Origin of the sequence: Streptomyces flavofungini (assembly GCF_014650815.1) — a bacterium.
In the GTDB taxonomy this organism is placed as follows: domain Bacteria; phylum Actinomycetota; class Actinomycetes; order Streptomycetales; family Streptomycetaceae; genus Streptomyces; species Streptomyces flavofungini.
In genome coordinates this window covers 92,850-112,820 of record NZ_BMVR01000010.1, presented here as the reverse complement: position 1 = coordinate 112,820, position 19,971 = coordinate 92,850, and the positions used below count along the sequence as shown (strand labels likewise).

Below are 19,971 nucleotides of genomic sequence, written 5' to 3'. Positions count from 1 at the left end.
TACGCCCTGTGTGACGCGCGTAGGTAGGGTGCACGGCGTGACAAGAGTGCGGTTGAGCGTGGCGGAGCGGCGGGTGGAGCTGCTGACCGCCACCGTCGAACAGATCGAGGTGCGCGGCGTGGCGGCCGTGCGCATCGCCGACGTCGCGGCCGCGCTGGGGGTGAGCAACGCGCTCGTCCTGTACCACTTCGCCACCAAGGACGAGCTGGTCGCCGCCGCGTTCGCGCATGCCGCCGAGGGCGACCTGGCGCAGCTGCACAAGGTCCTGGGCCGCCGCACGTCGGCGGTGCGACGGTTGCGTGCGGCGGTGCGGTGGTACGCGCCGACGGGGCCTGCCAAGGGGTGGCGCCTCTGGATCGAGGGCTGGGCGTCGGCTCTGCGTGAGCCCGCGCTGCGGTCGGTGACCCGGGACCTCGACCGCCGGTGGAAGGCCGCGCTCGCCGAGGTCATCTCGGAGGGGGTGGCCGCGGGCGAGTTCCGGTGCGCCGACCCGGAGGCGGCGGCCCTACGCCTGACGGCCCTTCTCGACGGTCTCGCCGTCCAGATGACGGCTTACCCTGGCTCGGTGTCGCGGGCGCGGACGCGGGCCTGGGTGGACGAGGCGTTGGCCCGTGAACTGGGCTTGCCCACGGAGGCCTTGAAGACCTGAGGCCGCGCCGCAGCCCTCGCGGGGCGGACTGTGCCGGTAGTTTTCAGCCCCTCCGGTGTTTGCGGAGCGGGGTCTGGGGCGGAGCCCCAGTTCTGGGAAGGGGCGCAGCGGGGAGCTCCCCGCTGCGCCCCTTCCGGCAAGGCCCCCGGCCCGAACCCTCACTGCAACTCGTAGACCGCCACCACCGAAACACTGTCCTGAATCTCCCCCGGCGCCACCGGCACCCCCTCCTGCTTGGCGAAGGCAGACGGAGACACCGTCAGAGGCCGAGGGTTGCCGGACTCGGCCTCGGTGAGGGAGACGAGGCGGCCGAGCTCACGCCCGGTGAGGCTCGCGTAGTGCTCGGCCTTGGACCGGGCGTCCGCATGCGCGGCCTCCCGCGCCTTGGCCCGCAGCGGCCGGGCGTCGGCGAGGTCGAAGGTCACCCCATTGATCCGGACGGAGTCCCCCGCGGCGGCCACGGCCGCTTTGATCACCCGCCCTGTACGACGCGGCTCCCGCACCTGCACGCTGAAGCTCTGCGCGGCCCGATACCCGGTGAGCTTGGCGGCCCCGCCACCCTCCGCGTACACGGCGGACAGCTCCAGGCTGTCCGTACGGACGTCGCGCTCGGCGACGTGCTGCTTGCGCAGGGCCCCGAGCAGCGCGTTGGCGGCGGCATGCTGCGCGGCGAGGGCCTTCTCCGCGGTCGGCGCGGTGACCTCCACCGCCATACCGACCACGGCCAGGTCGGGCGCGGCACTGGCGGAGCCGGTACCGGTGACGGTCACGGTGGACGGCGAGGGCGTCGGATCGGCGGGAGCCGGGGCGCGAACCGGGGCCGGGGCGGACACCGCAAGGACCTCGTCGGCGGCGGCAGGCGCGGCGAAGGCCGACGGCAGCCCGAGCACGGCGAGCGCGACGACGGCCGCGGTGAGCGCGCGCAGCGGGATGCGCGGGCGCGGGGCCGGGTCGGACGCAGCCGAACCTGGGTCCCCCTCGCGTACGAGCGGGCGCGGAGCTGCGGACATGGGCGGGAGTCCTTCCGATGGCCGGGTCATCCGCCCCCGCGGGGACGGCTGGCCGTCATCCCAGCACCCGCGGACCCGCGCGCGGGTCCGCCACTCCCGCCCTGTCACCTCACCGGTCGAGCCCGCCCCGCCCGGGGCGGGCTCCTACAGCGGCATCAAGTCCGGCCGTTTGGCGGCCACATGGTCACCGGAGGACTCGCCGCGGAGCCGCCGCCCGATCCACGGCACCAGATGCTCGCGCGCCCAGTGGATGTCGTCGCGCCGCTCCTCCAGCGGGCCGCGCGGCGGCAGCGGCGGCCAGGGCTGTTCCGGGTCGGCGGGCACCTCGATGCCGAGCGCCTGGGCGGCCCGCAGCGCCACCCGGGTGTGTCCTTCGGCCGACAGGTGGAGGCGGTCGTCGTCCCAGGCCCGCCGGTCCTGCACGGACTTCAGGGACCACAGGTCGAGGACCGGGCAGCCGTAGCGGTCGGCGACGGCGCGGACATGGCCGTTGTACGTGGCGATCTTGCCGCGCAGGTGCTTGAGGAGCGCCACGCCCCGGGTGTCGAAGCCGGTGGTGACGACGACGGTGCCGACGGCGGAGGCGAGGTCGGCGACGGCCCGCTCGAACCGTTCGGCGACCTCGTCGGGGTCGGTGCCGGGCCGGATGATGTCGTTGCCGCCGGCGGCGAACGTGACCAGGTCGGGCGCCAGCTCCTTGGCGCGCGGCACCTGGTCCGCGACGATCTGGTCGAGGAGCTTGCCGCGCACGGCGAGGTTGGCGTACCGGAAGGAGTGCTCGGGCACGCGGTCGTCGAGGAGGACGGCGAGCCGGTCGGCCCAGCCGACGAAGCTGCCGTCAGGGCCGGGGTCCCCCACGCCTTCGGTGAAGCTGTCGCCGACCGCTGCGTAGGAGGTGAAGGTGTCTGTGGGTGTGTTTTTGATGAAGTGTGTCGACTCTGCTGTCACGTCGCCACATCTTTCCTGGCGGCAAGTGACCTACGCCATCGTAATAAGGGGTTGACGCGGGGTGAGATAAGCCACCGGTCAAGATTGCACCAACCCGGAATACGCGTCGGTGACCCGCCGGAGCCGGAAGACGGCCGCGTCCAGGTCGCCGCGCAGCCCGGTCCGCAGCCCGTGCTGCAGCAGGACCGCGCCGCGATGCGTCTCCCGTGTGTCCGGGCACGCGTAGGCCGCATGCGGGTCGAGCCCCCGCAGCCGTACGGGTGGCACCTCCTGCCCGTACGCCTGCGCGGGGAGCCAGGCGAGCACGACGACGTCGTCCCCGTGGACGTACTGCACCGCGCACAGGCCGCCGTCCGGATCCCGCAGCCGGTACAGGTCGCCGAGCTGCACGACGGGCCTGATCTCCTTGTACAGCTCGACCCAGCCACGCGCCTCGGCGCGTTCGGCGTCGCTCCACCGCGTCAGGTCGCCGCCGACGCCGAGCACGCCCGCCAGCGCGCTGACGAAGCGGAACCGCAGCGTGCTGGTGCGCCCGTTGAGCTGGGTGTTGGGGCTGTCGGTGACCCAGGCGGCCATGACGCGCGCGGGGTGGATCTGGCTGAACCCGTGCTGGATGGCGAGCCGGTCCAGCGGGTCGGTGTTGTCGGACGTCCAGACCTGATCGGTGCGGGCGAGGACGCCGAGGTCGATCCGGCCACCGCCGCCCGAGCAGGACTCGAAGGCCACGGCGGGGTGCGCGGCCCGCAGCCGGTCGAGGAGGCCGTAGAAGGCGTGCACATGGGCGTCCCACAAGCGTTGCGGGTAGGGCTCGCCGGGCCAGCCCGGGTCGGTGAAGCAGCGGTTGAAGTCCCACTTCACGTAGTCGACGGGCGCGCTGGACAGGAGCGCGTCGAGCTGTTCCCACAGGTACGCCTGGACGTCCTCGCGCGCGAGGTTGAGGACGAGCTGGTTGCGGAACTCGGTGCGGGTGCGGCCGGGATGGTGCTGCACCCAGTCGGGGTGCGCGCGGTACAGGTCGCTGTCCACGTTGACCATCTCCGGCTCGACCCAGATCCCGAACCGCATGCCGAGGGCGTGCACCTCGTCGGCGAGCGGCTTGAGCCCGCCGGGGAAGCGCTCGGGGTTGGGCGTCCAGTCGCCCAGCCCCGCCCGGTCGTTCACGCGCGCGCCGAACCACGCGTCGTCCACGACGAACAGCTCCACGCCGAGCTCCGCGGCCCGCCCCGCGAGGGCCCGCTGCTGCTCCGCGGAGATGTCGAACCCGGTGGCCTCCCACGAGTTGTAGAGCACCGGCCGGACGGCGTCCGCGTCCGGGATGACGTGCGCGCGCTGGTACGCGTGCCAGGCCCGGCTCGCCCCGCCGAAGCCCCCGTCGGTCCACAGCCCCGCGAAGACGGGCGTGGTGACCGACGCGCCGGGGGCGAGCAGCAGCTGCCCGGAGTCGTCGTGCCCGCTGCCGCCGGTGATCTGCACGGCGCCGTCCGGGAGCCGGTGCACGGCGATCCGCCAGGACCCGGACCAGGCGAGCGCACAGCTGTGCACCTCGCCGTGCTCCTCGGTGGCGCCGTCCGCGTCGAGGGCCACCCAGGGCAGGTGCTGGTGCCCGGTGTGCCCGCGCCGACTGCCGATGACCTGCTCGCCGTAGGTGAGGTCGGAGCGGACGAGCCGGGACTCCGCCGCCCAGCGCCCGTGCAGGTGCGACAGCCGCCAGCGCTCGCGCAGGGGCAGCGTCCAGGTCGCGGAGTCGGCCCGCAGGACCTCCACGTCCGGTGCCGTCGGCGGGCCCTGGTGGGTGAGGACGGCGTACCGCTCCACGACGTCGCCGCGCATCCGGTACGCGAGGGTGATCAGGAGGCCGTGCACGGCGTCGGTGAAGTGCAGTCGGAGTGCGTCGTCGGTGCCACCCTCGGCAGCCGCGGCGCCCCCGGCCGCCTGCGCCCCGGCCCCCACCTCCGCCCGCAGGAACTGCCATTCCGTCCCCCGCACCCCACCACCCCGCACCGACAGCGCGGGCCGCACGAACCTCGGCCCGCCCTCGACCGGATACTCCTCCCGCCCGTCAAGACACGATTCGAAGGGCCGCTCGGGCGGCGTCGGCGCGGCGGCGAGGGCCTCGGCGTCGGCGACGGCGAGCCGCGCGCCCCAGTGCAGATGCAGCAGTTCGTCGCGGTCCGTGAGGTGCAGCGCGTAGCTGCTGGTGGGGCCCGAGAGGAGCCATGTCCGGCCCGTTCCGCCGACCTCGATCATCAAACCCCCACAGATAGCGAGACGAATTCCCACAGGCACGCGCGCGTACGCACATTTTCCGGCCCATCGACCGCGTGGGCAACGCCTGTGCACTCCCGCGTACGGGGTCCCGGCGCGCCCTGTACGCGCCTCCGGCCACCCCCGTGCCAGGGCTGATCGCCTCAGGAACCCGTGTCGTATCGTCGAAGGCGCAACCAACGGTGGGCCGCGCGCCCGCCGGGTCGTGCGCGCAGCCGCCCCCGAGCGGCCCGGAGCCACCCGGGCCCGCCCGGGCACCCCGAGCAAGAGGAGACCCCGTGACGCAGCAGGTCCCGTCGACCGAGCCCGAGCTGGCCGGTGTGCGCAACTTCCGTGATGTGGGCGGACTGCCGACGCTCGACGGCCGCCGGGTGCGCCACGGCGTCCTCTTCCGCAGCGGTCACCTCGCGCACGCCACGGACGCCGACGCCGCGTTCCTCGGCTCGCTGGGCCTGCACACGATCTTCGACTTCCGCAACGCCGCGGACCAGCGCCTGGAGGGCCCGGACGTGGCGCTGCCGGGCGTGCGCAATGTGAACCTGCCGCTGTCCGACCCGGCCGACGGCGCCGAGTTCTGGAAGATGGTCCGCGACGGCGACCTGGACCAGCTGCGCTCGATCCTGTCGGACGGCAGGGCGGCGGGGCGGATGACGGCCTCGTACCGCACGATCATCGAGGAGCGCACGGCCGAGCACAGCCGGGTGCTGCACGCGCTCGCCGAGGACAGCGTGCCCGCGCTCATGCACTGCGCGGCGGGCAAGGACCGGGCGGGCCTGTCCATAGCCGTGACGCTGCTCGCCGTCGGCGTGGAGCGCGAGGCGATCCACGCCGACTATCTGGAGTCGAACGCCGCGCACCGCCGCTACAAGGTGCACCGCAGCAGCACCTCGGCGGACGCGATGTCCCCCGAGGTGATGGAGCTCCTGAGCCCGCTGTTCGACGCCCGCGCCGAGTATCTGGCCGCGGCCTTCGAGACGATCGAGCGGACCTGGGGCGACACCGACACGTATCTGGAGCGGGGCCTCGGCGTCAAGCCGCAGACGCGGGAGCGGCTGCGCGAGCGCCTGCTCGACTGAGTCCGGGCGCCGGGACGGGGCGGCCGGGGCCGCCCCACTGGTGGGTCACTGGTTCTGTCCGCCGAGCACGAACAGCAGATAGACGAAGAACGCGAACACATGGCCCACGGCCACATAGATGATCAGCCGGACCCACAGGGCGCGGGGGAACTTCTCCTCCAGGACCATCCGGCGTTCAGGCCGCCGCGGCTCAGGTTCCGTCATGCCTGTCTCCCTGGGTGGGGCCGCCGAGGCACAGCGCGGTGGCCGGGCTCTGCAGCAAGGTGTGGACGAAGAGGAAGTCGGCACCGCCGTGGTCCGCGGCGGCGATCCGGTGCGGGGTCAGCGAGTCGAAGTGCGCGCTGTCGCCCGGAGCGAGGGCGTACGCGGTGTCGCCGAGCCGGAGCCGCAGCCGCCCGGTGAGGACGTACAGCCACTCCTCGCCCGGGTGGACCCGCACGATGTCGCCCTGCGCACCGTGCGGGACGTGCACCCGCAGCGCCTGCATGCCCCGGCCGGGCGCGCCCGCCTGCCAGTACGTCCAGCCGCCCGCCGCCGTGGGCTCCATGTCGGCGGCGCGGACGACGGAGTGCCGCTCGGCGGGCGTCTCGCCGAGAAGCTCGGAAACCGTCGTACCGTAGGTACGGGCGAGGGCGAGCAGCATCGGCAGCGACGGCTGGCGCTGCCCGGTCTCCAGGCGGGACAGGTGCGCGGGCGAGAGTCCGGCCGCGCGGGCCGCGGCCTCCAGGGTCAGGGCGGCGCGGCGGCGCAGGTCCCGTAGCTGGGGCGCGACGACGGGCAGGGCATCGGCGACGGTGTCGGGGTGCGGGTCGGCAGCGGCGTCGCCGGGCTCCGGGGCGGCCCCCGCGGGTTCGGCAGGGTTCATGCTTCGATTCAGCCAGAGGCTTGCCTCAGGGGCAACTTTCTTGCCCCTGAGGCAAAGACCCACGGCACTGCCTGCGCGCCACCGGCGGATCAGCCCGCCGCACCGGCCGACCCGCCCGCCGCGCTACCGGTTCGCCACCGCCTGCTTCACCAGCGTCCTGCCGAAGTCCCACATCAGCCCGCCCCCGCTGTGCGCGTCGTCCATGACGGCGGTGAAGGCGGCCACGAACCGGTCGACGTCCTGCTCCCCCACCGTGAGCGGCGGGATCAGCTTGATGACCTCCAGGTGGTCGCCGGAGACCTGGGTGAGGATGCGGTGCTTCTGGAGCAGCGGCACCACCACCATCTGTGCGAACAGGCCCTTGCGGGCGGCCTGCAGCATCGTCCAACGGCTGCGCAGCTTCAGGGACTTGGGCCTGCCGAACTCGATGCCGATCATGAGGCCGCGGCCGCGCACCTCGCTCAGCAGCTCATAGCGGTCGACGAGCGCGCCGAGCCGTGACTTCAGGAGGTCGCCGGTCACGCGCGCGTTCTCGACCACCTTCTCGTCCCGCATGACGGCGAGGACGGCGAGCCCGGCCGCCATGGCCTGCGCGTTCGCCCCGAAACTCGCCGAGTGGACCAGGACGCGGTCCATGGACGAGTAGACCTTCTTGAAGATCCAGTCCTTGCCGAGGGTGGCGCCGACCGGCACATAGCCGCCGGACAGCGCCTTGGCCACGCACACCAGGTCGGGTTCGACGCCGTCCTCGTGCTCGTACGCGTAGAACGCGCCGGTCCGGCCGAGCCCGGTCTGCACCTCGTCGGCGATGAGGAGTGCCTTGTGCCGGTGCAGCAGTTCCTGGGCGGCGCGCAGATAGCCGGGGGGCGTCTCGTGCACGCCCTTGCCCTGGATGGGCTCGACGATCAACGCGGCGACGTCGCCCTTCTTCAACTCGGCGCGCAGCGCGTCCAGATCGCCGAGCGGCACCGCCGTGTCCGGAAGCAGCGGCGCGAAGCCGTCCCGGAAGCCGTCCTCGCCGTTGACCGACAGGGAGCCGGTGGTCAGGCCGTGGAAGGCGTGCGCGCAGTACAGGACGCGCGGCTTGCCGGTGGCGTACCGCGCGAACTTCAGGGCCGTCTCCACCGCCTCGGTGCCGCTGTTGCCGAAGAACACCCGGTCCAAGTGCGGGCTGTGGGTGAGCAGTTGCTCGGCGAGCAGGCCGGGCAGGGGCTGGCAGTCGAAGCGGGTGAGGTCGGCGAGGGAGGCGTCGAGGACGTCGTGCAGCGCCTTGCGTACGACGGGGTGGTGGCGGCCGAGTCCCATGACGCCGAACCCGGCGAGCATGTCCAGGTAGTCGTTGCCGTCCGCGTCCCAGAAGTGGGCGCCCTCCGCGCGTTCGTAGACCTTGTCGAAGCCGATGGTGTGGAGCATCCGCGGCAACTGGTGGTTCAGGTGGCGCGCGTGCAGTTCGTACCGTTCGCCGCCGCGCTCGGCGAGCAGTCGGCCGAGGTCGAACTCCTTGCTCATGCTGGTCATGCCCGGTTCTCCTCGCCGGCCGCACCGGCTCTCTTGGTGCCGGTGGGACCGGCCTGTTCCGGCGCGCCGGCGCCGGTGGCGTCCCGGCGCGCGATGGTCGCGCTGATGCTCCCGGCGATCTCGACGGGGGTGAGCCCGAGGTCGGCGAGGACCTCGCCCCGCTTGGCGTGCGCGAGGAACTGGTCGGGGATGCCGAACCGCCGTACGGGAACGTCCACTTCGGCCTCGCCCAGGGCCAGCGCGACCGCCGCGCCGACCCCGGACGCCTTGCTGTTGTCCTCGACGACCGCGACGAGCCGGTGCCGCCCCGCGAGCTCGGGCAGCGCCGGGTCCACGGGCTTGACCCAGCGCGGGTCGACCACGGTGGCACTGATCCCCCGCTCCCGCAGCAGATCGGCGGCGCCCAGGCACACCGGGGCCATCACGCCGACCGCGACGAGCAGCACATCGGCGGCCGTCCCCTCCTCCTCTTCGGGGCCCCGGCTCAGCACGTCCATGACGCCGACGCGGTCCACGGCCGGGATCACGGGCCCCACCGACTCCTTGGGGAACCGCAACAGCGTGGGCGCGTCGTCGACGGCGACGGCCTCGCGCAACTGTGTCCGGAGCTGGTCGGCGTCGCGCGGCGCGGCGATGCGCAGGCCGGGGACGACCTGGAGGACGGACAGGTCCCACATGCCGTTGTGCGAGGCGCCGTCGGGCCCGGTGACCCCGGCGCGGTCGAGCACGAAGGTGACCCCGCACCGGTGCAGCGCGACGTCCATCAGGAGCTGGTCGAAGGCGCGGTTGAGGAAGGTGGCGTAGACGGCGACGACGGGGTGGAGCCCGCCGGTGGCGAGCCCGGCGGCCGCGACCGCCGCGTGCTGCTCGGCGATGCCGACGTCCCACACCCGGTCGGGATAGGCCTCGGCGAACTTGGTGAGGCCCACCGGGTGCAGCATGGCGGCCGTGATCGCCACGACGTCCTCGCGCTCGGCGCCGATGCGGACGATCTCGTCGCCGAACACCGAGGTCCAGGAAGGGCCGTTGGACGGGGCGAGGGGCTCACAGGTGAGGGGGTCCATGACGCCGACGGTGTGGAAGCGGTCGGCCTCGTCGGCGAGCGCGGGTTCGTAGCCGCGGCCCTTCTCGGTGAGGCAGTGCACGAGCACGGGCCCGTGGAAGCGCTTCGCGCGGCGCAGCGCCGACTCGACGGCCTTGATGTCGTGCCCGTCGATCGGGCCGACGTACTTCAGGCCCAGGTCCTCGAACATGCCCTGCGGTGCGAAGGCGTCCTTGAAGCCCTTCTTAGCGCCGTGCAGCGATTCGTACAGGGTGCGGCCGACGACGGGGGTGCGCTGGAGGAAGTCCTTGCCCCAGGCGAGGACCTGCTCGTAGCTGTCGGTGGTGCGCAGGGTGGCCAGGTGGTTGGCGAGGCCGCCGATGGTGGGGGCGTACGAGCGTTCGTTGTCGTTGACGACGATGATCAGCGGCTGGTCCTTGGCGGCCGCGATGTTGTTCAGCGCCTCCCAGGCCATGCCGCCGGTGAGCGCGCCGTCCCCGATGACGGCGACGACGTGCCCGCGCTCGCCGAGCACGTCACGGGCCTTGGCGAGGCCGTCGGCCCAGCCGAGCGCGGTCGACGCGTGGCTGTTCTCGACGATGTCGTGTGCGGACTCCTCGCGCGAGGGATAGCCGGACAGGCCCCCTTTGCCGCGCAGCTTGGAGAAGTCCTGACGCCCGGTCAGCAGCTTGTGCACGTAGCTCTGGTGGCCGGTGTCCCACACGATGCGGTCGACGGGCGACTCGAAGACCCGGTGCAGGGCCATGGTGAGCTCCACCACGCCCAGGTTGGGCCCGAGGTGACCGCCGGTCCTGGCGACCGCGTGCACCAGGAACTCCCGTATTTCCTCCGCCAGTTCGGCAAGATCGGCTTCGGTCAGCGCCTTCAGGTCGTGCGGCCCCCGGATCGTCTCCAGAATGGTCATGCTCGGGCCCCCTTACTGGTTGTTCAGCTCACGGTGACGTCGGGCACCCCGGACGGGACGCCTGCGGCCTCCATCTGCTCGGCGATCTTCATCGCCTCTTCGATCAGGGTCTCCACGATCTTCGATTCGGGCACGGTCTTGACGACCTCGCCCTTCACGAAGATCTGCCCCTTGCCGTTGCCGGACGCGACACCCAGATCGGCCTCACGCGCCTCACCCGGCCCGTTCACCACACACCCCATGACCGCGACCCGCAACGGCACCTCCATGCCGTCGAGCCCCGCCGTCACCTCGTCCGCCAGCTTGTACACGTCGACCTGGGCGCGCCCGCAGGAGGGGCACGACACGATCTCCAGGCGCCGCTGGCGCAGGTTCAGCGACTCCAGGATCTGGATGCCGACCTTGACCTCCTCGGCCGGAGGAGCCGACAGCGAGACGCGGATCGTGTCGCCGATGCCCTCGCTGAGCAGCGCGCCGAACGCGACGGCCGACTTGATCGTCCCCTGGAACGCCGGACCGGCCTCCGTCACACCCAGGTGCAGCGGATAGTCGCAGGCGGCGGCCAACTGCCGATAGGCGTTGACCATCACCACCGGGTCGTTGTGCTTCACCGAGATCTTGATGTCCCGGAAGCCGTGCTCCTCGAAGAGGGACGCCTCCCACAGCGCCGACTCGACCAGCGCCTCGGGCGTCGCCTTGCCGTACTTCTTCAGGAGGCGCGCGTCCAGGGAACCCGCGTTGACGCCGATGCGGATCGGCGTACCCGCGTCGCTCGCCGCCCGGGCGATGTCCCGCACCCGGTCGTCGAACTGCTTGATGTTGCCGGGGTTCACCCGCACCGCCGCGCACCCGGCGTCGATCGCCGCGAACACGTACTTCGGCTGGAAGTGAATGTCGGCGATCACCGGGATCTGCGATTTGCGCGCGATCGTCGCGAGCGCGTCGGCGTCGTCCTGCGTCGGACACGCCACCCGGACGATCTGGCACCCCGACGCCGTCAGCTCCGCGATCTGCTGCAGCGTCGCCCCGATGTCCGACGTACGCGTCGTCGTCATCGACTGCACCGACACCGGCTCGCCGCCCCCCACGGCCACCGGTCCGACCTCGATGCGCCGCGAGAGGCGGCGCTCGGCGAGGGGCCGGACCGGCAGCTCCGGGAGGCCCAATGCGACGGGCACTCCAGGGGTCATGACGTCACCCGCGATTTCCGTTGACGGTCTCGCGCATGGCCCGCAGGGACTCCTTGAGGGAGCCCATGGTGGCGAGCACGGCCGTGGGCTCGTAGCCGCAGTGCGCCATGCAGTTGGCGCACCGCTCGTCCTTGCCGCGGCCGTACTTGGACCAGTCGGTCTTCTCGATCAGCTCCCGGTACGTCGGGACGTACCCGTCGCTCATCAGATAGCAGGGGCGCTGCCAGCCGAAGAGCGAGTAGTTGGGGATCGCCCACGCCGTGCACTGGAAATCGACCTTGCCCTCGAGGAAGTCGAGGAACAACGGCGAGTGGTTGAGCCGCCAGCGCCGCCGGTTGCCGCCCGCGAAGGCCTTCTTGAACAGCTCGCGGGTCTGCTCGACGCCGAGGAAGTGCTCCTGGTCGGGCGCCTTCTCGTAGGCGTAGGCGGGCGACAGCATCATCTCGTCGACCTGCAGCTCGTCATTGAGGAAGTTGAGCACCTCGATGATCGTCTGCGGGGTGTCGGTGTTGAAGAAGGTCGAGTTGGTGGTGACCCGGAAGCCGCGCCGCTTGGCCTCCTTCATGGCCTCGACCGCCTCGTCGAACACCCCCTCCTTCGCCACCGACTCGTCGTGGCGCTCCCGCATCCCGTCGATGTGCACGGCGAACGCGAAATACGGCGAGGGCGTGAACTTGTCCATCTTCTTGCGCAGCAGCATGGCATTGGTGCAAAGGAAGACGTACTTCTTCTTGGCGACCAACTGCCTTACGATCTCATCGATCTGAGGGTGCATCAGCGGCTCGCCACCGGCGATGGACACCATCGGCGCACCGGACTCGAGAACGGCGCCCACGGCCTGGGCCACCGGCATCCGCTGCTTGAGCACCCCGGCCGGGTGCTGGATCTTGCCGCAGCCCTCGCACTTCAAATTGCAGGCGAACAGCGGCTCCAACTCGACAATCAGCGGGAACTTGTCCCGCTTGCGCAGCTTCTGTTCCATCAGGTACGTAGCGACCTTGATCGACTGACGCAGCGGCATGACCATCTGGCTCACCTCCGGGGGAGCAGCGAAGAACGGTGCCATTCGAAGAAAGCGGGAAGCACGGCACGGAGAACGCGGAAGGCCGATATTCCACCGCGCACCGTGCCGATCCGTACGAGTTCGTGCTGTGGGGCGTCCACGACCACCCGGACGGCGGCAACCGGCCGGGACCCGGCCGCCGCCGCGGTGCGCAGCGTGACGGCGGACTCCATGTCCACCGCGATCGCGCCGGTGGCGAGCAGATCGCCGCGTTCGTGGCCGCGGACGACGTGGTCGGACCCCGTGAGCGGCCCGGTGTGCACGGTGCGCCGGGGCAGCGCCCGCACCAGCTCCTCGACCAGGAGTTCCGTGCCGACGCAGGGCGTGGCGCCGCCGTCGTGCCGGGTCTCCTCGGCGACGACCAGGTCGCCGGGGTGCATGCCGGGGGCGAGCCCGGCGCAGAAGCCGGTGGCCACGACCGCCGCGTCCCGCAGGGACGGGGTGCCGAGCGCCGTGGTGACGGCGCGCTCGGCGGCCTTCGGGCCCATGCCGGTCCGCAGGACGGTCATGGGCCCGCTCGCGCCGCCCCGGTCGCCGGTGCGCAGGGCGAGGCGCTCGATGCCGAGCGCACAGGCGACGAGGAGCGGTGCGGGGCCCGGCGGCGCCGGGGTCACGGCCATCAGCCCCCCTTGCCGGAGGCACCGAGGGCCGGCTCTCCGTTGACGTACCGGCCGAGCGCGGTCAGCGGGAAGACCTGCCGGTAGAGGTGGTAGTTGATGGAGAAGTCCCAGGGGAAGCCGGTGCCGGTGAAGTACGGCTCGTCCCAGGAGCCGTCCTCGGTCTGCGTCTGGACCAGCCAGTCGACACCGCGCTCCACGCACTTGGCGTCCCGCTCCCCGGCCGCGAGCAGCGCCAGCAGCGCCCAGGCCGTCTGGGACGCGGTGGAGGCGCCGCGTCCGATCCACTGCTCGTCGCGGTAGGAGCGCAGGTCCTCGCCCCAGCCGCCGTCGTCGTTCTGCACCGACTCCAGCCAGGCGACCGCGCGCCGGATCGCCGGATGCGAGGCGGGCAGCCCGGCGGCGACGAGCGCGGGCAGCACCGACCCGGTGCCGTAGACGTAGTTGACGCCCCAGCGCCCGAACCAGGCGCCGTTCGCCTCCTGTTCGGCGAGCAGCCACTCCACGCCGCGCCGGGTGCGCGGGTCGTGGGACTTGCCCTCGTAGGCGAGCATCTCCACGACGTGCGCGGTGACGTCGGCGGAGGGCGGGTCGATGACCTCGCCGAAGTCGCAGAACGGCAACCGGTTGGGGAAGGAACTGGTGTTGTCGACGTCGAAGGCGGCCCAGGCGCCGTTCTTCGACTGCATGCCGAGGTTCCAGCGCACCCCGCGCGCGATGGCGTTCTCCAGGCGCGGCTTGTCCGGGTGCGCGACCCGGCGCAGCGCGAGGACGACCTCGGCGGTGTCGTCGATGTCGGGGTAGTTGTCGTTGTGGAATTCGAAGGCCCAGCCGCCGGGGGTGAGGCCCGGCCTGCGCACCGACCAGTCGCCGGGCCGCACGATCTGCTCGCCCAGCATCCAGTCCGCGGCCTTGACGAGCTGCGGATGGTCGGCGGGCACCCCGGCGTCGGCGAGGGCGATGGCCGCCAGGCAGGTGTCCCACACCGGCGACTGACAGGCCTCGATCATCCGGGCACCGTCCTCGCGCCACACGGCGAACCGGTCCAGGGACGCGAGACCGGCCTTCAGGACCGGGTGGTCGAGGTCGTAGCCCATCAGGTGCAGCGCGATCACGGAGTACACGGCGGGCGGCTGGATGCCGCCCCAGCAGCCGTCGTTCTCCTGCCGTTCGATGATCCAGCGCGCGGCGCTGTTCATCGCCGCCTTGCGCACGCCGCGCGGCGCGACCTTGTGATAAAGGTGCAGCGCCTTGTCCATGCGCTGGAAGACGCCGTCCCAACTCGCCATCGGGGCAAGGGGCTTGGCGGGGTTTGGCGCGCTCGCGTCGGTGTGCAGCTCGTCCAGCGCGAAGGGCGCGGGACGGACCGGACGCTTGGCCGAGACAATGGTGAGCGGCACGATGGTCTGTCGCGCCCAGCAGCCGAAATCGTAAATGTTGAGCGGGAACCACTTGGGAAAATAAAGGAGTTCGGGCGGCAGCTCGGGCAGGTCGTCCCACTTCCACCAGCCGAAGAGGGCGAGCCAGATGCGGGTGAAGACCCGGGCGGAGGCGATGCCGCCGCGCTCCCTGATCCAGGCGGACGCCTTCGCCATGTGCGGGGCGTCGGGTGCGTCCCCCGCGAGGCGCAGCGCGACATACGCCTCGATGGTGGCGGAGAGTTCGCCGGGGCCGCCGTAGAAGGTGGCCCAGGTGCCGTCGTCACGCTGCTCGCCGCGGATGAAGAGTCCGGCGGCCCTGGTCGTCGATTCGTCCTGGATGCCCAAGAACTGACGGAGCAACAGGTCCTCGGCGTCCATGGTCACATTGGTTGCCAGGTCGCCCTTCCACCATCCCTGGGCGTCCTGGCGGGACAACAGGAATTGAGTGGACCGTTCTATGGCGCGCGCCGCGGCACCCGGCACCCCGGGCGGCGCGGGGGTGGTGTCGGTCGTTCCGGTGGCCGAGGCCGCTCGGGGCGTTGCCGCTCCGGTGCTTCCGTCGGTCGTCGCTGTCATGGCTTCCCCTTCTACGCAGTGCTTCATCTCTGCTGGGTCCGCCGTCGGCCGGTGCCCTGGAGGGACACAGGCCGGCGACTGCGATTCAGTTGGGGCCGATAGTGATCATCTCTTTCGTACGACGACGAAGTCGGCGAGCGCGGTGAGCTGCGCCCGCACCTGGTCCGGCATCTGGACCGCGTCCAGGGCCTCGATGGCGACGGCGTGCTGCCGTCGCGCCTCCTCGGCGGTCCACTCGCGGCCGCCCGCCTGCTCGATCAGGGCGGCGCGCGCGGCGAACTCCTCCTCGGAGAAGCTGTCGAAGTCGTTGCTCTTGGCGTCGGCGGCGAGCAGCTCGCCGAGCCGCTCCGAGGCCGGGCCGCCCGCGGCGAGCGCGGCGACCACCGGCAGCGACTTCTTGCGCTGGCGCAGATCGCTCCACGTCTGCTTGCCGGTGGCCTCGGGGTCGCCCCAGATGCCGAGCAGGTCGTCGACGGCCTGGAAGGCGAGGCCCAGGTGGTAGCCGTACTTCTCCAGGATGTCGGCGGTGGCGTCGTCGGCGCCGCCGAGGACCGCGCCGATGGAGACCGCGCAGGCGAGCAGCGCGCCCGTCTTGTTGCCCTCCATCTCCAGGCACTCCTCGACGGTGACCCGCTCGCGGTGCTCGTAGGAGATGTCCTGCGCCTGGCCGTCGATGAGGGCGCGGGTCGCGGTGGTCAGGCGGCGGGTCGCGCGGCCCGCCTCGACGGTGCCGAGTTCGAGCAGGATCTCGTTGGCGAGGGCGAACAGCGCGTCGCCGACGAGGATCGCCTGCGCGGGGCCGTGCACCTTCCACACCGTGTCGCGGTGGCGGCGCTGCTCGTCGCCGTCCATCAGGTCGTCGTGCAGGAGCGAGAAGTTGTGGACCAGCTCGACGGCGACCGCGCCGGGCACGCCGGTCTCCGGGCTCGCGCCCGCGGCCTCCGCGGAGAGCAGGGCGAGCGCCGGGCGCACGGCCTTGCCGCCGTCGCCGACGGCCGGGTTGCCGGCCGCGTCGATCCAGCCGAAGTGGTAGGCGGCGACGGTGTCCATGGGCGGCGCGAGGCGGTCCACCGCGGACCGCAGGACCGGGGTGGCCAGCGTCCGGCCGCGTTCCAGCAGCGCGGTCACGTCCACAGCGGCCGGTTCGGCCGAGGGCACAGTCGGCACATTCTCTCCTCTGGTTCCGGTGCGGGGTTCGTGGGGCGGGGGCCCCAGCAGGTCGAGCTTCACGCCGCCTCCTCGAAGAGATGGCCATGGGGGCGGTCCAGTGCGGTCAGGGCCGCCCTGGCTGCGGTGATGCCGCTGCGCACAGCGCCTTCCATCGTCGCGGGCCAGCCGGTCGCGGTCCACGCGCCGGCCAGGTAGAGCCCGGACGCGTTGGTGTGCGCGCCCGGCCGCAGGCGGCCGACGCCCGGCGTGGGCGCGAATGTCGCCGTGCGCTCCCGGGTCACGAAGAAGTCGAGGACCCGTGCGCCGTGCGCGGCGGGCAGGAGGCGCTCGAGCTCCGGCAGATAGCGCTCCCTGAGCGCCGCCACGGGAGCGTCGATCTCGTCCTGGGCGGCCGACTGCGACAGCGCCAGATACTGCCCCTGGGCCAGGCCCGAGGCCTCGGTCCGGTCGAAGACCCACTGCACGGGGGTGCCGAGCGCGGCGAAGAAGGGCCTTCTCAGGACCTTGCGGTCGTACACGACATGGATGTTCAGGATCGGCGCGGTGTCGATGCCGAGCAGCCGGTCGGGCTCGTCGAGGGCACCGTCCGGGAGCAGATCGTGGGTCTCGGCCTGGGGCACGGCGAGCACCACGGTGTCGGCCGGAATGGACTCGCCGGGAACCTCGACGCGCCAACCACCGTTCTTACTACGGGAGACGGAGGTGACACGTGCTCTTAGTTCGGTACGCACGCCCGCCGAGTCGAGCGCCTTGCGGGCCAGACCGTCATGGATGTCACCGAGGGGCACCCGCGCCCAGCCGATGTCGGCGGCGCCCGGCTCGGAGAGCAGCCCGGTCTTGAACACCATCGCGGCGAGGCCCAGCGAGGCATCGCCCGCGACGGCGTTGAGGGTGGCGACCCCGACGAGGTCCCACAGGGCCTCGATGGCGCGCTTCGACTGTCCGCGGGCGGCCAGCCAGCTGCCGAAGTCCTGACTGTCGAGCGCCGGGTCGGCCGGGTCGAGTCCCTTGAGGGCGAGCGCCGCGCGCCCCACGGCAGCGCGCTCGGCGAGCGACAGATGCGGGTAGCCGGCGAGGCTCGCGGCCAGGTGCAGCGGCACCGGCAGCGCGGTGCGGCGCAGGCGTCCGAGCCGGTTCCGGTCGGCATCGAGCACGGGTACGTCGAGACGGTCCTGCACCGGCGCCAGGTGCGCGCCCTCGACCCGGTCGAGGAACCAGCGGTAGGCGGTGCAGCAGCGCAGGTAGACGTGCTGGCCGTTGTCGACGGTCAGTTCGCCGCGCTGGAAGGAGAAGGCGAGTCCGCCGAGGCGCGGGCGGCCCTCGAGCAGAGTGACGTCGAGGCCGGCGTCGGCCAGGGCGAGGGCGGAGGTGATACCGGCCAGGCCGCCGCCCACGACGACGGCGGACGCCCGTTTACCGGCTCCGTCGGCGCCCCCTTCGGGCTGCCTGTCGTCCTGCCTCATGCGTCCTCCCTTTCGGCAGTTGCAGTCTGGGACGCCATGGTCATGCGGAGGGTTGCCCGCCGTTTGCGGCGACGCACAGGACCTGCACCGGCGCCGCCGTACCTGCGCATCACGTACGCCTCCTGACGGCCCCCCGGGAGACGCTGCGCGCGTCGAACCCGGACAGACCGCGCACGGCGACATACGCCTTCTCGCGTCCCGGCAGCGAAACGCGGCCCCGGAGCACCGCTTCCGGTTCCCGCTCGATGCGATCCAGCAGGCGGCGGTAGATGCCCGCCATCGCCGCCACACAGGCACCGCTGCGCCGGTCCAGCATCGGCAGCAGCCGGTAGCCCTCGGCGAACAGGGCGCGGGCACGGCGGACTTCGAAGTGGACGAGGCCCGCGAAGTCCGACCCGGCGGGCGGCTCGGGGCGGGAGAACCCGGCAGAGCAGCCGAACTTGGCGAGGTCGTCGGCCGGCAGGTAGGTGCGTCCCTCCAGGGCGTCCTCGCGAACGTCCCGGAGGATGTTGGTGAGTTGGAGTGCGAGGCCGAGCGTGTCGGCGTACTCCGGCGCGCGCTCCGCGTGCAGCGCCCCCGGCTCGGTGCCGAAGACCCCGAGCGAGAGCCGTCCGATGGCACCGGCCACACAGCGGCAGTAGACCTTCAGGTCCTCCCAGGTCTCGTACGTCTCGCCGCGCACGTCCATCACGACGCCGTCGATCAACTCGTCGAGCCCGCCGAGCGGGATCGGGAAGTGCTGGGCCGCGTGGCTGAGCGCCACGGCCACGGGGTCGGTGTCGTCCTCCTCCACCTCGCCGTCGCGGACGCGGGTGAGCAGCGCCCGGGTGTCGTCGAGCCGCGCCCCCTTCACGTCCGGCGCGAGGGTGCCGTCGCCGATGTCGTCCACGCGCCGGGAGAACGCGTAGAGCGCGGACATCGCCCGCCGCTTGGGCGTCGGCAGCAACCTGATGCCGTACGCGAAATTGCGTGCCTGCTGCCCGGTCACGGTCTCGCAATAGCTGTATGCGGCGAGTACCGGCGCGGACACGCGAGGTTCTGACTCCACGGTCCGGCTCACCCCTCTCCTCGCAGAACCGCGCCCACCTCGCGCACCAGGCGCGGTTTCGTGGGCTTCGGCGGCCTTGGAAGTACGTCGTATCCGGCGGCGGCGATCGCCGCGATCGCCGCCCTTCCCCCTGCCACGAACCCTGCAAGCAGCAGCTTCAGCCTGCCGTGGACGCTACCCACCAGGGGGGTGCCTTCATTCAGGAGGCCATGGGCGCGTTCCGCTTCATATGCAACCAGTGCGCGCACCGATGCGCCTGCCGTAGGGACAGCCAGGTCCCGCTCCTGGACATGAAACCGCTTCATGTCCTCGGCGGGCAGGTAGACCCGATCGCGGCCCAGGTCCTCGCGTACGTCCTGGAGGTGCTCCACGATCTGCAGCGCCGTGCACACCGAGTCGGAGAGGCGGATGCGCTCGGGGGTCGCGGTGCCGGTGATGGCGAGGACCAGGCGGCCGACGGGGTTCGCGGACAGCTCGCAGTAGGCGAGCAGGTCGTCGTAGGTCTCGTACCGCTTGACGAGCTGGTCCTGGCGGTTGGCCGCGATCAGGCCGAGGAACGGCTCGGGGGTCAGGCCCCGGCGGCGCACGGTGGGCACCAGGGCCTGCAGTAGCGGGTGGCCGGGGTCCTGACCTGCGAAGACCTTGTTCAGGTCGGCTTCGAAGGCGTCGAGGAGGGCGAGCGGGTCACCGGCGGCCTCGGGGTCCGCGCCGAGGTAGCGGGCGTGGGCGGCGCCGCGGTCGAGGTCGGTGTCGCCGATGTCGTCGACCAGGCGGGCGTAGCCGTACACGGCCATGAGGTCCTCGCGCCAGGCGCGCGGGAGGAAGAACGGGGCCACGGGAAAGTTCTCGTCCGCGGCTTTGTCGAGGACGGCGGACGCATCGCGGAGCCGGAGATCGTCCGTAGCCATTGCCGTCACATCTCCCGTTCTACACTGCCGACCCAAAACATCCTATTTCGGACACGCCGCCCTGCCCCCCGTGCGGCCGACCGCGCCCGCCACCCCGATGCCGCGCGATATCGCCCCACTTGCCGCGAATCAGCACCGGTACAGCTTACGTTGTACAACGCACACCGAGTCGTCGGGGTGTTCGGCACATCACAACAACGCACCGATTGGCTCCAAT

At 72.0% G+C, this 19,971-nt stretch carries 17 protein-coding genes; 2 read left to right on the top strand and 15 right to left on the bottom strand.

The window, feature by feature from the left end; all coding sequences use genetic code 11:
- Positions 1-37 precede the first annotated feature (37 nt).
- On the top strand, positions 38-649 hold the full coding sequence (locus IE274_RS25755) for a TetR/AcrR family transcriptional regulator (RefSeq protein WP_190118264.1): 612 nt from the start codon (positions 38-40) through the stop codon (positions 647-649).
- Positions 650-807: 158 nt separating this feature from the next.
- Here the strand turns inward: IE274_RS25755 and IE274_RS25750 are convergent, their stop codons facing one another.
- The 3 genes from IE274_RS25750 to IE274_RS25740 all read right to left on the bottom strand — a co-directional run bounded on the left by IE274_RS25750 (position 808) and on the right by IE274_RS25740 (position 4,854).
- Positions 808-1,659 carry an SIMPL domain-containing protein gene (locus IE274_RS25750; RefSeq protein ID WP_229909805.1) on the bottom strand — a complete coding sequence of 284 codons (852 nt, stop codon included), beginning with the start codon at positions 1,657-1,659 and terminating at the stop codon, positions 808-810.
- Positions 1,660-1,803: 144 nt separating this feature from the next.
- The gene (locus IE274_RS25745) at positions 1,804-2,607 is read right to left on the bottom strand and encodes an SGNH/GDSL hydrolase family protein (protein WP_190118263.1); all 804 of its coding nucleotides are present in this window, start codon (positions 2,605-2,607) and stop codon (positions 1,804-1,806) included.
- Positions 2,608-2,685: 78 nt separating this feature from the next.
- Positions 2,686-4,854, bottom strand: a complete 2,169-nt coding sequence (locus tag IE274_RS25740) for an alpha-galactosidase (RefSeq protein WP_190118262.1) — start codon at positions 4,852-4,854, stop codon at positions 2,686-2,688.
- 296 nt (positions 4,855-5,150) lie between these two features.
- Here IE274_RS25740 and IE274_RS25735 point away from each other — a divergent pair, with 296 nt between their 5' ends.
- Entirely contained in the window at positions 5,151-5,948 is a 798-nt protein-coding gene (locus IE274_RS25735; protein ID WP_190118261.1) for a tyrosine-protein phosphatase, read from the top strand.
- Between the two features lie 45 nt (positions 5,949-5,993).
- Here IE274_RS25735 and IE274_RS25730 read toward each other — a convergent pair whose 3' ends face one another.
- The 12 genes from IE274_RS25730 to hpnC form a co-directional block, all read right to left on the bottom strand.
- Positions 5,994-6,116 (bottom strand): DUF6126 family protein, encoded by a 123-nt coding sequence (locus IE274_RS25730; RefSeq protein WP_190118415.1) that lies wholly within the window; start codon positions 6,114-6,116, stop codon positions 5,994-5,996.
- Between the two features lie 22 nt (positions 6,117-6,138).
- Positions 6,139-6,813 carry a helix-turn-helix domain-containing protein gene (locus IE274_RS25725; RefSeq protein ID WP_229909804.1) on the bottom strand — a complete coding sequence of 225 codons (675 nt, stop codon included), beginning with the start codon at positions 6,811-6,813 and terminating at the stop codon, positions 6,139-6,141.
- A gap of 123 nt (positions 6,814-6,936) precedes the next feature.
- A complete protein-coding gene (locus IE274_RS25720) occupies positions 6,937-8,331 on the bottom strand; it encodes an aspartate aminotransferase family protein (protein WP_190118260.1) in 1,395 nt (464 codons plus the stop codon).
- A complete protein-coding gene (gene dxs, locus IE274_RS25715) occupies positions 8,328-10,298 on the bottom strand; it encodes a 1-deoxy-D-xylulose-5-phosphate synthase (RefSeq protein WP_190118259.1) in 1,971 nt (656 codons plus the stop codon). The genes IE274_RS25720 and dxs overlap by 4 nt, the downstream gene beginning before the upstream one ends.
- A gap of 23 nt (positions 10,299-10,321) precedes the next feature.
- Positions 10,322-11,488 carry a flavodoxin-dependent (E)-4-hydroxy-3-methylbut-2-enyl-diphosphate synthase gene (ispG, locus tag IE274_RS25710; protein ID WP_190118258.1) on the bottom strand — a complete coding sequence of 389 codons (1,167 nt, stop codon included), beginning with the start codon at positions 11,486-11,488 and terminating at the stop codon, positions 10,322-10,324.
- 4 nt (positions 11,489-11,492) lie between these two features.
- Positions 11,493-12,515, bottom strand: coding sequence for an adenosyl-hopene transferase HpnH (gene hpnH, locus IE274_RS25705; RefSeq protein WP_030357039.1), 1,023 nt, complete (start codon positions 12,513-12,515; stop codon positions 11,493-11,495).
- A gap of 5 nt (positions 12,516-12,520) precedes the next feature.
- A complete protein-coding gene (locus IE274_RS25700; RefSeq protein ID WP_190118257.1) occupies positions 12,521-13,171 on the bottom strand; it encodes a phosphorylase family protein in 651 nt (216 codons plus the stop codon).
- Positions 13,171-15,165 (bottom strand): squalene--hopene cyclase, encoded by a 1,995-nt coding sequence (shc, locus tag IE274_RS25695; RefSeq protein WP_190118256.1) that lies wholly within the window; start codon positions 15,163-15,165, stop codon positions 13,171-13,173. The genes IE274_RS25700 and shc overlap by 1 nt, the downstream gene beginning before the upstream one ends.
- 105 nt (positions 15,166-15,270) lie before the next feature.
- Positions 15,271-16,395, bottom strand: a complete 1,125-nt coding sequence (locus IE274_RS25690; RefSeq protein WP_190118255.1) for a polyprenyl synthetase family protein — start codon at positions 16,393-16,395, stop codon at positions 15,271-15,273.
- Positions 16,392-17,798 (bottom strand): hydroxysqualene dehydroxylase HpnE, encoded by a 1,407-nt coding sequence (gene hpnE, locus IE274_RS25685; RefSeq protein ID WP_190118254.1) that lies wholly within the window; start codon positions 17,796-17,798, stop codon positions 16,392-16,394. The genes IE274_RS25690 and hpnE overlap by 4 nt, the downstream gene beginning before the upstream one ends.
- A gap of 109 nt (positions 17,799-17,907) precedes the next feature.
- A complete protein-coding gene (gene hpnD / locus IE274_RS25680) occupies positions 17,908-18,858 on the bottom strand; it encodes a presqualene diphosphate synthase HpnD (protein WP_190118253.1) in 951 nt (316 codons plus the stop codon).
- Positions 18,855-19,754, bottom strand: coding sequence for a squalene synthase HpnC (gene hpnC / locus IE274_RS25675; protein ID WP_190118252.1), 900 nt, complete (start codon positions 19,752-19,754; stop codon positions 18,855-18,857). Before hpnC ends, hpnD begins: the two co-directional genes overlap by 4 nt.
- Positions 19,755-19,971: the final 217 nt, after the last annotated feature.